General features: G+C 54.6%; 14 protein-coding genes. All 14 read right to left on the minus strand.

Going from position 1 to position 15,385, the window contains the following annotated elements; translation table 11 throughout:
• Window positions 1-72 precede the first annotated feature (72 nt).
• Window positions 73-1,038 carry a lipoyl synthase gene (locus VW41_05670; GenBank protein ID AJZ88557.1) on the minus strand — a complete coding sequence of 322 codons (966 nt, stop codon included), beginning with the start codon at window positions 1,036-1,038 and terminating at the stop codon, window positions 73-75.
• Between the two features lie 239 nt (window positions 1,039-1,277).
• A complete protein-coding gene (locus tag VW41_05675; protein AJZ88558.1) occupies window positions 1,278-2,234 on the minus strand; it encodes a LysR family transcriptional regulator in 957 nt (318 codons plus the stop codon).
• Between the two features lie 247 nt (window positions 2,235-2,481).
• Window positions 2,482-3,126: a lipoate--protein ligase gene (locus VW41_05680; GenBank protein ID AJZ88559.1), complete on the minus strand. Its 645-nt coding sequence runs from the start codon at window positions 3,124-3,126 to the stop codon at window positions 2,482-2,484.
• A 224-nt stretch (window positions 3,127-3,350) separates the two neighbouring features.
• Complete coding sequence (locus VW41_05685; protein AJZ88560.1) at window positions 3,351-3,614, minus strand: hypothetical protein; 264 nt, start codon at window positions 3,612-3,614, stop codon at window positions 3,351-3,353.
• Between the two features lie 109 nt (window positions 3,615-3,723).
• The gene (locus VW41_05690) at window positions 3,724-4,935 is read right to left on the minus strand and encodes a D-alanyl-D-alanine carboxypeptidase (protein ID AJZ88561.1); all 1,212 of its coding nucleotides are present in this window, start codon (window positions 4,933-4,935) and stop codon (window positions 3,724-3,726) included.
• Window positions 4,936-5,078: 143 nt separating this feature from the next.
• A complete protein-coding gene (locus VW41_05695; GenBank protein ID AJZ88562.1) occupies window positions 5,079-6,302 on the minus strand; it encodes a lipoprotein in 1,224 nt (407 codons plus the stop codon).
• Between the two features lie 16 nt (window positions 6,303-6,318).
• On the minus strand, window positions 6,319-7,431 hold the full coding sequence (locus VW41_05700; GenBank protein ID AJZ88563.1) for a cell wall shape-determining protein: 1,113 nt from the start codon (window positions 7,429-7,431) through the stop codon (window positions 6,319-6,321).
• 2 nt (window positions 7,432-7,433) lie between these two features.
• Window positions 7,434-9,335: a penicillin-binding protein 2 gene (locus VW41_05705; protein AJZ88564.1), complete on the minus strand. Its 1,902-nt coding sequence runs from the start codon at window positions 9,333-9,335 to the stop codon at window positions 7,434-7,436.
• Between the two features lie 27 nt (window positions 9,336-9,362).
• Entirely contained in the window at window positions 9,363-9,833 is a 471-nt protein-coding gene (locus VW41_05710; GenBank protein AJZ88565.1) for a 50S rRNA methyltransferase, read from the minus strand.
• 3 nt (window positions 9,834-9,836) lie between these two features.
• On the minus strand, window positions 9,837-10,154 hold the full coding sequence (locus VW41_05715) for a ribosome-associated protein (GenBank protein AJZ88566.1): 318 nt from the start codon (window positions 10,152-10,154) through the stop codon (window positions 9,837-9,839).
• Window positions 10,155-10,469: 315 nt separating this feature from the next.
• Entirely contained in the window at window positions 10,470-11,117 is a 648-nt protein-coding gene (locus tag VW41_05720; protein ID AJZ88567.1) for a nicotinate-nucleotide adenylyltransferase, read from the minus strand.
• On the minus strand, window positions 11,110-12,141 hold the full coding sequence (gene holA / locus VW41_05725) for a DNA polymerase III subunit delta (protein ID AJZ88568.1): 1,032 nt from the start codon (window positions 12,139-12,141) through the stop codon (window positions 11,110-11,112). Before holA ends, VW41_05720 begins: the two co-directional genes overlap by 8 nt.
• A complete protein-coding gene (locus VW41_05730; GenBank protein ID AJZ88569.1) occupies window positions 12,138-12,749 on the minus strand; it encodes an LPS biosynthesis protein in 612 nt (203 codons plus the stop codon). The genes holA and VW41_05730 overlap by 4 nt, the downstream gene beginning before the upstream one ends.
• Window positions 12,750-12,763: 14 nt before the next feature.
• Window positions 12,764-15,346: a leucine--tRNA ligase gene (leuS, locus tag VW41_05735; protein AJZ88570.1), complete on the minus strand. Its 2,583-nt coding sequence runs from the start codon at window positions 15,344-15,346 to the stop codon at window positions 12,764-12,766.
• Window positions 15,347-15,385: the final 39 nt, after the last annotated feature.

Raw genomic sequence — 15,385 nt, forward strand, 5'->3', positions numbered from 1 at the left:
AATAAAAAACCGGCTCATAATGGCCGGTTTTTTAATGTGTGTCAGTTTAAACGTAACAATATGTAACTCTTGTTACTTCACTTCCATCCCTTTTGCCTGCAGATCGGCGTGATAGGAAGAGCGAACAAACGGGCCACAGGCGGCGTGGGTGAAGCCCATTGCCAGCGCTTCGGCTTTCATCTCTTCAAACTCATCCGGGCTAACATAGCGCTGTACCGGCAAGTGGTGACGGCTTGGCTGGAGATACTGGCCCAGCGTCAGCATGGTCACGCCGTGACGGCGCAGGTCGCGCATCACTTCGATGATCTCTTCGTTGGTTTCGCCCAGGCCTACCATCAGACCGGACTTGGTAGGGATATCCGGATGGGCTTCTTTAAAGCGTTCAAGCAGCTTAAGTGACCAGTTGTAGTCTGCGCCTGGACGGACGTTGCGGTAGACGCGCGGTACGTTTTCCAGGTTGTGGTTGAACACGTCAGGTGGCGTTGCCGTCAGAATGTCCAGCGCGCGGTCCATACGGCCACGGAAGTCAGGCACCAGCGTTTCAATTTTGATGGTTGGGTTTTTTTCGCGGATAGCACGGATGCAGTCTGCGAAGTGCTGGGCACCGCCGTCACGCAGGTCGTCACGGTCAACGGAGGTAATCACGACGTAACGCAGGCCCATATCGGCTATGGTTTGCGCCAGTTTTTCGGGTTCATTGGCATCCGGCGCAACGGGGCGGCCGTGGGCGACGTCGCAGAACGGGCAGCGGCGGGTACAAATGGCGCCCAGAATCATAAAGGTCGCGGTGCCGTGGTTAAAACATTCCGCGAGGTTAGGGCAGGAGGCTTCTTCGCAAACGGAGTGCAGACCATTTTTGCGCATCGCCGCTTTAATGCCCTGGATACGGGTTGAGTCAGACGGAAGTTTAATTTTCATCCATTCTGGTTTTCTCAACAGTTCCTGGCGCTCTGTCACCACGTTTTTAACCGGGATCAGAGCCATTTTATCGGCGTCGCGGTATTTAACGCCGCGTTCCATCACAATGGGTTTGCTCATAGGGTGCGTATTCCAGTTGCGGATAATGAAGTCAGGCTAATTCAAGCTAAGTTAGGATCTATCAACTATTTTTGAATTAATGGCCGGGAGTATATCATCACGGCCAGGGAGAATCAGTATACCCCAACATGAAATGGAGAAAGAATTGTAAATGGGTTGTTGTTTTGTGCTAAATGCGAGGTTAACAGGCATGGTGTTCACCTCTGAAACGTCCGGTAAGAGGTGAAAACCACTGGGGATCAAGCGAACTCGGTGCGAATGGCTTTGATTATCTCCTGCAAAACCGTATCCCGGATGCTTAGCTTGTTAAAATGCATGCTGGTTTCCATCGCCTTGTCGGCAAACAGATCGCAGTCGACGGCGCGGAGATTCCACGTCTCTTTAAACATTTCGTACAGCCGCCAGGGCATGAAGCCCAGCAAATCACTGCTGCCAAGCAGTGAGGACAGCGTGACGTAGTTGTAGCTGCTAAACGCTATCTGTCTGTTGGGAAGCCGCTCGCTGATCTCCTGGCGCAGATCGCGCAGCAGGTCATCCTGCATGATCAGGAAGGTGTGCTCCATATTTTGCAGATCTTCGCGAGTCAGCCGCTGTTCAAGACAAGGATGACCTTCCCGGCAGACCACGGCGATACTTTCCTGATACAGCGGTACGCTGGTTATTGTGCGCGCGTAGTGGCGGCTGGTGTCGATAATCAGGTCGGTCTGAAACTGGCTTAGCTGTGACTCGCCGTCATTAATCGGCACGTTACGAATAAGCAGGTTTGGATTAACTTTGCGGATCGCAGAATAGACTTTAGGGATAACTAAAGCCCCTATGGACGGCTGGGTGGCAATTGTGATGGTACGTTGCTGATCGTTGCTGCTGTTAAAGTCCAGAGCGCCAAGAATTGATTCCAGGCCCTGGCTGATATATTCGTGCAGGTGTGCCGCATACGCCGTCGGCGTGACGCCCTGGCCTTTACGAATGAATAATGGGTCGGGAAAAATATAGCGCAACTTTTGGATAGACTGGCTGATAGCCGAGGGCGTGAGGTTAAGCACTCTGGCTGCATTGACGATGCCTTTATGAATGTAAACGGCCTCAAAAATTGTCAGCAAGTTTAAATCTATGTTGCGTAACGTCTTGAATACGGGATAGTTGTTTTCACCATCACGATCCACGATTTTTTTCTCAGACAGTGGGTTTTGCCCCATGTCAGATCTCCGCTAAAAAAATAAAGAATATTATATTTATAGATACAAATAGAGCATTTGGGGGAATTAGCGTAGTTATTTTGCCAACCCAAGCACGAATGAGAAAAATTAAGCCACAGAAGCCCATTCTGGACTGTCATATTATTTAAATAATGACGTTACTGAATTATCCAATTGGTGATTATAACTGATGGATGAGAAAGTGATAAAAAAACAATGTCAGGCCTGCAGGAGGCCTGCCTGATGTTTATTCTGCGTCAGGATATTGGTAGGGCGGGTGGTTTAGCAGGGCGATAAAGTTTTCCACCAGTCGGGGTTGGATATCATGCACGGTGATACCTTCGACAAAGTGACTGACCTGTGTCATCTCCAGCCCGGCGTAGCCGCAGGGGTTAATACGCAGGAACGGGGATAGATCCATGTTGATGTTTAGTGCCAGACCGTGGAAAGAACATCCCTTACGAATGCGAAGCCCCAGAGAGCAAATTTTGCGTCCGTCGACATACACGCCCGGCGCGTCGGCGCGGGGGTAAGCCTGGATATCATATTCTGCCAGCGTGTTAACCACGGTTTGTTCCAGTATGGTTACCAGCTCCCGCACGCCAAGCTTACGACGTTTTAAGTTCAGCAGCAGATACATAACCTGCTGGCCCGGGCCGTGAAAGGTCACCTGACCACCGCGATCGCTTTGCACAACCGGAATATCCCCCGGCATCAGGACGTGCTCGGCTTTACCGGCCTGGCCCTGAGTGAAAACCTGAGGATGCTCAACCAGCCAAATCTCGTCGGCCGTCGTGTCATCACGGGTGTCGGTAAAGTCGTGCATTGCCTGCGAGACAGGTTCATAAGGCTGCAGGCCAAGGGTGCGAATCAGGATAGTGTCTTGAGACAAAACAGCGTCTCCGGGAGAAAAGGGTGGCTGGAAGTATATCACAGTAAAAACCCGGTCTGAGCCGGGTTAGAGGCTGCAAACAAAGTTAATTGATTTAAAAAACTTGCGCCTTGATCTAATCAAAGCAATGAATGCTGTGCCCAGGTTTGCCCCAAACAGGCGAAAACCACGATTTTCGACTGTTTGTCATCAAGCTAAAACCCGGCCTGAGCCGGGTTATCGGATTACAGCACCATACGAACGATTTCGATGTTGCCTAATTCTTCATACAGGGTTTCAACCTGCTCAATGTGTGTGGCATTGATGGTAATAGAAACCGAGTGGTAGTTACCTTTGCTGCTTGGTTTAACCTGCGGCGTGTAGTCACCAGGGGCGTGGCGCTGCACCACCTCAACGACCAGGTCAACCAGCTCCGGTTTCGCCAGGCCCATTACTTTGTAAGTAAAAGAGGTTGGGAATTCGAGCAGTTCGTTAAGTTTGGTTTTCATGGGAGCTCCAGCGTTACGGCAATAAAAATAATAACTCCCGCCAGCGGGCGGGAGTTGCTTTGATGCTAAGTATATGGGGTCAACTTCGACACTTTCAAGTGTTCAATAATTAACCGAACCAGTGGTGGAACATCAGTTTGATGTAATCAATGATTCTGCTGAAGAAATTCCCTTCCGGCATTTCCTGCAGCACAACTAACGGACGCTGCTCGATGGTTTTACCGTCCAGCTGGAAGTTAATAGTACCTACAACCTGGTTTTTCTGCAGCGGCGCGTGCAGTTCAGATGTTGTCAGGACATAGCTGGCTTTCAGGTCTTTCATGCGGCCGCGAGGAATGGTCAGATAAACGTCTTTATCCACGCCCAGGGATGCACGGTCGTTATCGCCAAACCACGCTGGCTCAGAAGCGAACTCTTTCCCGGCTTTCAGCGGAGAGACGGTTTCAAAGAAGCGGAAGCCCCAGGTCAGCAGCTTTTTGCTTTCTGTTTCACGGCCCTTGTAGGTGTGTCCGCCAAGTACCGCGGAGATCAGGCGCATCTGGCCTTCGGTAGCAGATGCTACGAGGTTATAGCCTGCTGCATCGGTATGGCCGGTTTTAATGCCGTCCACGTTGAGGCTGGTATCCCATAGCAGGCCGTTACGGTTGGTCTGGCGGATATTGTTGAAGGTGAACTCTTTTTCTTTGTAGATAGCGTATTCGTTCGGTACATCGCGGATCAGCGCCTGGCCGATCAACGCCATATCACGCGCGGAGCTGTACTGGCCTTCGGCGTCCAGGCCGTGCACGGTCTGGAAGTGGGTGTTTTTCAGGCCCAGGGCTGAAACATAGCCGTTCATCAGGCTCACGAAGGCATCCTGGCTACCGGCGACGAAGTCGGCCATCGCCACGCAGGCATCGTTACCTGACTGCAGGTTGATGCCGCGAACCAGTTTGTTGACCGGTACCTGCATACCCGGCTGCAGGAACATCAGCGAGGAGCCTTTAAACACCGGGTTACCGGTTGCCCAGGCATCTTTACCGATGGTGACCATAGCATTGTCGTCGAATTTACCGGCTTTCATCGCCTGGCCAATAACGTAGCTGGTCATCATCTTGGTGAGGCTGGCCGGGTCGCGACGTGCGTCGGCATTTGATTCGGCCAGCACTTTGCCTGAGTTGTAGTCAATCAGGATGTACGCTTCTGCATCAATCTGCGGGACGCCCGGGATCATAGTTTTAATATTGAGGTCGTCAGCTTGAGCAGAGGCCATAGCCGCAAGAGCGAAAGCCGAGGTGAGCGCCAGGCGCTTAACAAAACGTGCAGAAGGAGCTGTATTCATGATGGAACTACGACGTCCGTGATGGAATTAAAAAAAGTGCCTTACTATAGCAAAAGCATTTTTGACTGGCATCTGACTTTGCGCGTGAGTTTGTTAATGGTCTTTACACAAATTTACGGGAAAGAAACAGGCCAGTCACGGCTTTACATAGCGGGAGCGTTAGTCACAAATGACTGCTGTTGCGCTTCCGACATCAGGCGCTGCTGCAGGGCTGTGGCTTCATTGCGGCTGCTGAACGGGCCAAGCTGAACGCGGTACACGGCGCCGTTATGAGACACTGCGCCTGGGACACCAAACTGCTGGCTGAGCTTCTGCTGCCACTGGCTGGCGCGCGCGCCGTCGCTGACTGCCCCAACCTGAACAACATAGCGCCCGCTGCTGGCCGGCGCACTTGCTGCAGCCGCACTGCGCTGGACGTGGCCTTGCGTCGAACCTGGCGCGGTTACTGGGGCAGAAACGGCAGGGGCCGGCTGCTCAACAATCGGGGCCGGTTGTGGGGCTACAGGCGGCGTGGGCGCTGCGGCGGCTGCCGCTGCAACAGGCTGTTGTGTCGCGGGGGTTGCCGCCGCCGTGGCTGCGGTATCTTGCGTTTCTATCACGCCTGCCGCAAGTGGCGTAGGGGCGCCCAGAAAACCGCTGCTCTGAACCGGCGCGCCAGTGGTATCTGCGCTTTGCAGCGTCGAGTTGCTGATAGCGCGTACGTCACCCTGTGGTGCCGCTGGCTGAGCCGGGGAGGAGGCGCTGCCCATGCCGCCGCTAAGATCCGGCCGGGCCGGCAGCGCATAGGTCTGCTTGGCGATAGTTGTACAGGCCGTACCCGGGCCAGACATTGTGCCGTCCTGCGCAACAATGATGGGGTCGATACGGACTTTGGTATTGTTCGAGGTGTTCAGTCTGTCTGCCGCCGCGCGGGAGAGCGAGATAGCCCGGTCGTTGCCGTAGGGGCCGCGGTCGTTGATACGGACCACAATCATGCGACCATTCGCGAGATTAGTGATTCTGGCGTAGCTTGGAATAGGCAGCGTAGGGTGCGCTGCGGTCAACGCATTAGGATCGAACGCCTCGCCAGAGGCGGTCAGATTGCTACCGGGCTCAGCGTCGTAGATAGCCGCGAAACCAGCCTGGCTGAAGTTTGCCGGATTCTGAACAATTTTGTAGCTTTTGCCGTTGTTCTGGTAATCCTGGTTAACTGATGGATTCAGCGGTTCGTAGCGTGGCTCAGCGCCGCTGATTTCCACGACTGGGCCGTTGCACACGGCCGGCTGTGGCGCCTGATTAACCGGCTGCTGACTCTCATCATTTGACGAACATGCTGCCAGTAACGCTGCTGCGATGCAGACGCCAGCCCACCGTTTTTGCTTACCCATTGCGCACCTCATCCAGTTACACGCTTTTTGATAACATTTTTCTGTGAGTATGTATCGACATGACGATACCAAACCCGGCCATCAGCACGATTAACGCTGACCCCCCGTAGCTGACAAGCGGCAGCGGTACGCCGACCACCGGTAAGATACCACTAACCATGCCAATATTTACAAATACATAGACGAACAGGATCAACATCAGTCCACCAGCCATTACTCGGCCAAAGGTGGTCTGCGCGCGGGCGGCAATAAACAGGCCGCGCATGATCAGCAGCAGATAGAGCGCCAGCAGCACCAGAATGCCTACTAAGCCTAGCTCTTCCGCAAGCACCGCGAAAATAAAGTCCGTATGGCGTTCGGGCAAGAATTCAAGCTGCGACTGTGTGCCATGCAGCCAGCCTTTACCGCGCAGTCCGCCGGAACCGATAGCGATTTTGGACTGAATAATATGATAGCCCGCGCCGAGCGGATCGCTTTCCGGATCTAACAGCATCATCACGCGCGCGCGCTGGTAGTCATGCATCAGGAAGAACCACAGGATTGGCACGAAGGCCGCCACCAGCAAAACGGCAACCAGAATAAGCCGCCAGCTCATGCCGGAAAGGAACAGCACAAACAGGCCCGATGCGGCGACCAGAATGGATGTCCCCAGGTCAGGCTGGGCGGCAACCAGCAGCGTAGGCATGAAGATAAGCACCAGCGCAATGCCGGTATTTTTCAGCGTGGGGGGGCAAACGTCGCGGTTAATAAAGCGGGCCACCATCAGCGGGACGGCAATCTTGGCGATTTCCGAAGGCTGGAAACGCACGAAGCCCAGATCCAGCCAGCGCTGTGCCCCTTTTGAAATTGCCCCGAAGGCGTCAACCGCAACCAGCAGAATAATACAGAAAATATAGAGGTAGGGCGCCCAGCCTTCGTAGACGCGAGGCGGAATTTGCGCCATGACCACCATGATCACCAGCCCCATCAGGATCTGGCCGATTTTACGCTCCATCATGCCCATATCCTGCCCGCTGGCGCTCCACACCACCAGGGCGCTGAACACCAGCAGCGCGAGGATGGTCACCAGGAAGGTTGGGTCGAGGTGAACCTTATCCCAAATTGTTTTTTTATTAGGATTGTCAGTCATGCTTATTGATCCTCAGCGGCCGAGGCGGCCGGTGCTTCCGACGGCAGTACCGTGTTGTTATCCCCCAGCATCAGATGATCGAGGATCTGGCGCATGATGGTCCCGACTGCCGGGCCTGCGCCACCGTTCTCCAGAATCATGGTCACGGCGTACTGTGGGTTGTCATACGGCGCAAATGCCGTCATCAGCTTGTGGTCACGTAGACGTTCAGCAATTTTATGCGCGTTATAAGTTTCGTTGGCTTTCAGGCCAAAGACCTGTGCGGTACCGGATTTCGCCGCCACTTTGTAAGGCGCATTCGCAAAGAACTTATGTGCGGTGCCGTTTGGTCGGTTTGCGACGCCATACATCCCGTCTTTGGCAATTTCCCAATAGCCAGAGTGGATATCGCCCACCGGCGCTTCGGTCGGTTGCTGCCAGGGAACCTGCTTGCCGTTTTCGGTGGTGCTCATCAGCAGATGCGGGACGCGAACGATGCCGTCGTTTATCAGGATCATCATCGCCTTGCTCATCTGGATTGGCGTGGCTGTCCAGTAACCCTGGCCGATACCGACCGGGATGGTATCGCCCTGATACCACGGTTTTTTAAAGCGCTTCAGTTTCCACTCACGCGTTGGCATGTTGCCCGCGCGCTCTTCTGAAAGGTCGATGCCGGTCAGATGACCGTAGCCGAACTTACTCATCCATTCGCCAATGCGGTCGATCCCCATGTCATAGGCGACCTGATAGAAGAAGGTATCCGCCGATTCTTCCAGGGATTTTGTGACGTTCAGGCGGCCATGGCCCCATTTTTTCCAGTCGCGGTAGCGTTTTTCCGAACCGGGCAATTGCCACCAGCCAGGGTCAAATAGCGAGGTATTGCGGGTGATCACTCCGGCGCTCAAGGCGGAAACTGCCATATACGGTTTCACGGTAGATGCCGGAGGGTACACGCCTTGCGTGGCGCGGTTAATCAACGGCGTATTCGGGTCGTTAAGCAGGCCCGAGTAGTCCTTGCTGGAGATACCGTCGACGAACAGGTTCGGGTTGTAGCTCGGCATAGAAACCAATGCCAGAATCCCGCCCGTACGCGGATCGGTGACAACCACCGCGGCGCGGCTGCCCTCGAGCAGGGTTTCGATATAGGTTTGAAGTTTCAGATCGAGGGTCAGATAAATGTCATGCCCGGCCTGAGGCGGTACTTCTTTTAGCTGGCGAATGACGCGCCCACGGTTGTTAACCTCAACCTCTTCGTAGCCCGTTTGCCCGTGTAACACATCTTCGTAATAGCGTTCGATACCGAGCTTGCCGATGTCGTGGGTCGAGGCGTAGTTGGCCAGCTTGCCTTCTTTATCCAGGCGTTCAACGTCTTTATCGTTGATTTTAGAGACATAGCCAATAACGTGGGTCAACGCTGAGCCATAAGGGTAGAAGCGGCGTTTGTAGCCTTTCACTTCCACGCCAGGGAAGCGGTACTGGTTTACCGCAAAGCGGGCAACCTGAACTTCCGTCAGGTTAGTTTTGACCGCAATGGATGTGAAGCGGTGCGAGCGGGCACGCTCTTTCTTGAAATTCGCAATATCGTCATCCGTCAGGTCAACCACCGGGCGCAGCGCCTCCAGCGTTTCCTGAACGTTATCGACTTTCTCCGGCATCATCTCGATTTGATAGATGGTGCGGTTCAGCGCCAGCGGGGTGCCGTTACGATCGTAGATAATGCCGCGGCTGGGCGGAATGGGAACCAGCTTGATACGGTTTTCGTTGGACCGCGTCTGATAGTCGTTAAAGCGAACGATCTGCAGATTATAAAGGTTGGCGATCAGCACGCCGGTAAGCAGCAAAATGCCGATAAAAGCGACCAGCGCCCGGCGCACAAAGAGCGCAGACTCAGCAGTGTAGTCGCGAAAAGAATTCTGTAATTTCATTCGCTGCTTAGTATTACCCGCTCAGGTTTACTCACGATGGTAAGGGTGGTTGGTAGTAATGCTCCACGCCCGATAGAGGCTTTCCGCCACCAGCACCCTGACCAGAGGGTGAGGCATGGTTAGCGCGGAGAGCGACCAGCTTTGCTCGGCTGCGGCCTTGCAGGCTGGCGCTAATCCCTCGGGACCACCAATTAACAGGCTGACATCACGGCCATCCTGCTTCCAGCGCTCAAGCTGTGTGGCAAGCTGCGGGGTATCCCACGGTTGACCGGGAATATCCAGCGTCACGATTCGGTTACCTTTGCCCGCGGCGGCCAGCATCATTTCACCCTCTTTTTCGAGGATACGTTTGATATCGGCATTTTTGCCGCGTTTTCCAGCCGGAATTTCTACCAGCTCAAAAGGCATGTCTTTAGGGAAACGACGCAGGTACTCGGTAAAGCCGGTCTGCACCCAGTCAGGCATTTTGGTTCCAACGGCCACCAGTTGCAGCTTCACCCGTTAGCTCCAGAGTTTTTCCAGTTCGTACAGCTGGCGGCTCTCTTCCTGCATGACGTGAACGATAATTTCGCCCAGATCGACAACAACCCAGTCAGAAGCGTTAATGCCTTTCACGCCCATTGGCGACAGGCCAACTTCACGGGAGGACTGAACAACGTGCTCAGCAATAGACATGACGTGACGGTTAGACGTCCCGGTGCAGATGACCATGCAATCGGTGATGCTGGATTTGCCTTTAACATCAATCGCGATGATGTCCTGGGCTTTGAGGTCGTCGATTTTATCGACAATGAAATCCTGAAGTGCTTTACCCTGCAAGTGTTCCCCCTGAGAGAATGAGAGTGTTTGGTTTAGCCCGTAAAAACCCTGGACCAGCAGGGCAGGCGGCTTTGGCTGAAAAATTGGCCCGCCAGCGCGAAGCGCGGGCTATCATCCCATTGCGCGCCAGAGTTTGCATTGCCATTTTTGTAAAACTATTTCAGAAAAGCCGGATTACGGGCAGGAAATTATGGCAGCGGAGCATAACAGCCTGAGGAGTGGTGTCAATGGCTGCGGCTTCCGGTAAAACATAATAGCCTAAAGCCGGGCATTTCACTGCCGTTCTCCCAAGTGATTCAGCGCTGGCCTGGCCGCTCAGCGGTACAACCCTTGCTGAACAATAAACGTCAGCACGTCCGGGGGGAGCAGATCGTCACAGGATTGGTGGTTCTCAAGCCGGTGACGGATAGTTGTCGCGGAGATGTCGTAGAGCGGCGTCTGGGCAAGAAAGACTTTGCCGGCGGGCTGCTGGTGCAGTGTTTCAACGGCGTCAGTCACGTTTTCATCAAGCCATGCCTGCTGTTCGGGCGTTTCCATGGTTAGCGGATAGCCGGGGCGTTGGGTGACCAGCAAATGGCACAGCGTAAGCAGCGTTTCCCAGCGGTGCCAGCGATGAAGGCTGAGCAATGAGTCCTGGCCAATGATAAACGCCAGCGGCTGTTTTGGCCCCAGCTCAGCGCGAAGCTGCTCCAGCGTTTCCACAGTCCAGGACGGCGTGGTGCGGGTCAGCTCGCGGTCATCCAGAGTGAAAAGCGGGTGATTCGCGATGGCCAGCTCAATCATCTCTTTGCGTTGCGCGCTGCTGGCTTCCGGCTGTGGGCGGTGCGGAGGCACATTATTGGGCATGATGGTGACGCTTTTTAGCTTCACCAGCCTGGCCAGGGCTTCCACGGATTTCAGATGACCGTAATGGATAGGATCAAAGGTGCCGCCATACAGTGCCAGCAGAGATGAATCAGACATCAATAAAGATTTCCGGTAGGGCTTTATGGCAGATAAGCAGGGAAAGACCTTCGAGATCGTCCCAGACCGACTGCCCGTAGTCCTGTTTCAGCGTCAGTTCGATGCGCGTCAGTAAACGAACGGCCTGATAAAGCTGTTCCGAAGAAACACGATTGAGCGCTTCAGTGACCAGCTGGCGACGGTTTTGCCACACGCGTTGCTGATCGAACAGCATCCGTAAGGGCGTCGTTGCCGACTGGCGTTTGAGATTGACCAGTTGCAGAAGCTCACGCTGCAGGGTTCGCAGCAAAATGACCGGCTCGCTGGCTTCCAGGCGAAGCTGCTGCAATATATGCAGCGCGCGTTTGCTCTTACCTGCGAGCAGCGCATCCACCCAGTGAAAAGGCGTAAAATGGGCGGCATCATTCACGGCTTGCTCAACGCGCGGCAGCGTCAATTTCCCGTCCGTCCAGATTAACGACAGCCTTTCCAGCGCCTGAGAAAGCGCCAGCAGATTGCCCTCATAGCAGTAGCAAAGCAGCTGATTGGCGGCGTCGTCCAGCGTCAGATTCATCTGTTTTGCGCGCTGAGACACCCAGCGCGGCAGATTGGCCTGTTCTGGCGTCTGGCAGGTAACCAGCACGGCGCGGTTTGCCAGTTGGGTAAACCAGGTGGCATTTTCCTGCGCTTTGGTCAGCTTATTACCGCGAACCAGTAACAGAATATCGTCGTGAAGCAGGCTAACCAGCGTCTCCAGTTGAGCATTTATCGCGGCGTTAGGACCGTTTTCCGGCAGCAGTAAGAGCAGCGTCTGGCGGCTGGCAAAAAGACTGAGGGCCTGGCAAATTGAAAACAGCGCCTGCCAGTCCGTGGAGGCTTCTATCTGAACGGTGTGATGTTCTTCAAAGCCGTTTTGCTGGGCGTGTTTACGCACCGCATCCTGGCTTTCCTGTAATAAGAGGGGATCGTTACCTAACAGCAGATACGCCGCGCGCAGCCCTTCATTGAGCTGCGCGTGGAGTTGCTCCGGATACAGTCGGATCATTGGCTACCAGACGTTGCTGGCAGAGTGGTGGACACCCGGCCTGCGGCTTCGGCTGGTTTCACCGCGTTAACCGGTTTTTCCTCGTCTTTTGTTGCTTCGAGGTCGGCTGTATGCACGGCGAGTAGCTTGCGAATCAGCTGTTGGGCCACGTTGGTGTACATCTCTTTGATGATCAGATCCTGCTCGGCATCTTTCGCCAGGGCAGTCAGCGGGTTATCAAAGAATGAACGGTATGTCTTCGCACTGATTGGGTAAATATCGTGCCCCGGGATCAGTACCTGAGCGTTGACGGTCATGACCATCTGATATTCTGCTGTCTGGCCGTTCTGGAACACTGAAGCCGTGTCCTGGCTGAGGCCTAAAGCGCCCACGCGCAGGGACGGGATATCCTTACGTACGCCCGTGCCGGTATCGTCAACAATCGTTACGCCGTTTAAGCGCAGCTGTTTACGAATTTCACGCGTTAGCGGACCGTTAGGATCGCCAGAGTTGAGGATCAGCGTCTTCATCTCTGAAGGAACCTGCGTGTTGCCACGCAGGTGAAAACCACATCCTGCGGTGACAAGCACCGCCAGGGTTACTAACAGGGTGACAAAGGGATGTCGCACGCTTCCTCCTGCGCTTAGCCCACTACCAGGTTGAGCAGTTTACCCGGGACGTAAATCACTTTACGTACGGTTACACCCTCAAGATATTTCGCGACCAAATGTTCCTGACCGGCGCGCTCGCGCACTTGTTCTTCAGTGGCATCGGCAGGCACGGTGACTTTACCGCGTACTTTACCGTTAACCTGAACCACGACCAGGCGAGAGTCTTCGACCATTGCCTGCTCGTCAGCCTGTGGCCACGGTGCGTTATCCACATCACCTTCACCGCCCAGCGACTGCCACATATCGAAGCAAACGTGCGGGGTGAACGGATACAGCATGCGTACAACGGCCAGCAGCGCTTCGTTCAGCAGCGCACGATCCTGCTCGCCGTCCTGCGGAGCTTTTGCCAGTTTGTTCATCAGCTCCATGATGGCAGCGATGGCGGTGTTAAAGGTCTGACGGCGGCCGATATCGTCGGTCACTTTAGCAATTGTTTTATGAACATCACGACGCAGCGCTTTTTGATCTTCGCTCAGGGCGGCAACGTCCAGCGCTGGTGCCCCGCCACGGTTGGTGTGTTCGTAGACCAGTTTCCAGACGCGTTTCAGGAAGCGGTTGGCGCCTTCTACGCCTGATTCTTGCCACTCAAGCGTCATATCTGCCGGTGAAGCAAACATCATAAACAGACGAACGGTATCCGCGCCGTAGCGCTCAACCATAACCTGCGGGTCGATGCCGTTGTTTTTCGACTTCGACATTTTGCTCATGCCAGCATAGACCAGTTCACGGCCTTCTGCGTCACGGGCTTTGACGATGCGGCCTTTATCATCGCGCTCAACGATAGCGTCTACCGGAGAAACCCAGTTACGCTCACCGTTAACGCCGGTGTAATAGAAGGCGTCCGCCAGCACCATGCCCTGACAAAGCAGCTGTTTGGCCGGCTCGTCGGAGGTTACCATGCCCGCATCGCGCATCAGCTTGTGGAAGAAGCGGAAGTAGAGCAGGTGCATGATGGCGTGTTCAATCCCGCCGATGTAGATATCTACCGGCAGCCAGTAGTTGGCGGCTTTAGAGTCCAGCATGCCTTTGTCGTACTGCGGGCAGGTATAGCGCGCGTAGTACCAGGAGGACTCCATAAAGGTGTCAAAGGTGTCGGTTTCACGCAGCGCAGGCATCCCGTTTACGGTGGTTTTTGCCCACTCAGGATCGGCTTTAATTGGGCTGGTGATGCCGTCCATAACCACGTCTTCCGGCAGAATAACCGGCAGCTGATCTTCCGGGGTTGGCATCACGGTGCCGTCTTCCAGGGTAACCATTGGGATTGGTGCGCCCCAGTAACGCTGACGGGAAACGCCCCAGTCGCGCAGACGGAAGTTCACTTTACGCTCGCCCACGCCTTTCGCGGCCAGCTTATCGGCAATGGCGTTAAACGCCTGCTGGAAGTCCAGTCCGTCAAACTCGCCAGAGTTAAACAGCGCGCCTTTTTCGGTCATTGCGGAGGCGGAAAGATCCGGCTCGCTACCGTCGGCGTTCAGGATTACTGGCTTGATTTGCAGGCTGTATTTTGTGGCGAATTCCCAGTCACGCTGATCGTGGCCTGGAACGGCCATCACGGCACCGGTGCCGTATTCCATCAGCACGAAGTTGGCCACCCAAACCGGAACGCTTTCACCGGTCAGCGGATGAATGGCGTTAATGCCGGTGGCGACGCCTTTCTTCTCCATGGTTGCCATGTCGGCTTCGGCCACTTTGGTGTTGCGGCATTCTTCAATGAATTCGGCAAGGGTAGGGTTATTTACCGCCGCCTGCTGTGCCAGAGGGTGACCGGCAGCAACGGCCAGGTAAGTTACACCCATGAAGGTATCTGGCCGGGTAGTATAAACGGTCAGCTTCTCGGCGCTGTTTTCCACGTCGAAGGTGATTTCCACGCCTTCGGAGCGGCCAATCCAGTTGCGCTGCATGGTTTTAACCTGATCCGGCCAGTGATCCAGCGTGTCCAGGTCGTTCAGCAGTTCGTCAGCGTAGGCGGTGATTTTGATAAACCACTGCGGGATCTCTTTACGCTCAACTTTGGTATCACAGCGCCAGCAGCAGCCGTCGATAACCTGCTCGTTCGCCAGCACGGTCTGATCGTTCGGGCACCAGTTAACCGCCGAGGTTTTTTTGTAAACCAGGCCTTTGTTGTACAGCTGAGTGAAGAACTGCTGTTCCCAACGGTAGTATTCAGGCGTACAGGTAGCCAGCTCACGGCTCCAGTCGTAGCCAAAGCCCAGCGTCTTCAGCTGGTTCTTCATGTAATTGATGTTGTCGTAGGTCCACGGAGCTGGCGCGGTGTTGTTTTTCACCGCGGCGCCTTCAGCCGGCAGGCCGAAGGCATCCCAGCCAATCGGCTGCAGGACGTTTTTACCCAGCATACGCTGGTAGCGTGCGATAACGTCGCCGATGGTGTAGTTACGGACGTGGCCCATATGTAGTCGGCCGGAAGGATAGGGCAGCATGGAGAGGCAGTAGTATTTCTCTTTGCCTTCGTCTTCGGTCACTTCAAAAGTACGGTTCTCTTGCCAGTGTTGCTGGACGTTGGATTCTATCTCTTCCGGGCGGTATTGCTCTTGCATGGCAGCCAGTAGTCCTGTTAATGAAAGACGGCTACGAAA

This window comes from Klebsiella michiganensis (assembly GCA_000963575.1).
Classification (GTDB): Bacteria; Pseudomonadota; Gammaproteobacteria; order Enterobacterales; family Enterobacteriaceae; genus Cedecea; species Cedecea michiganensis_A.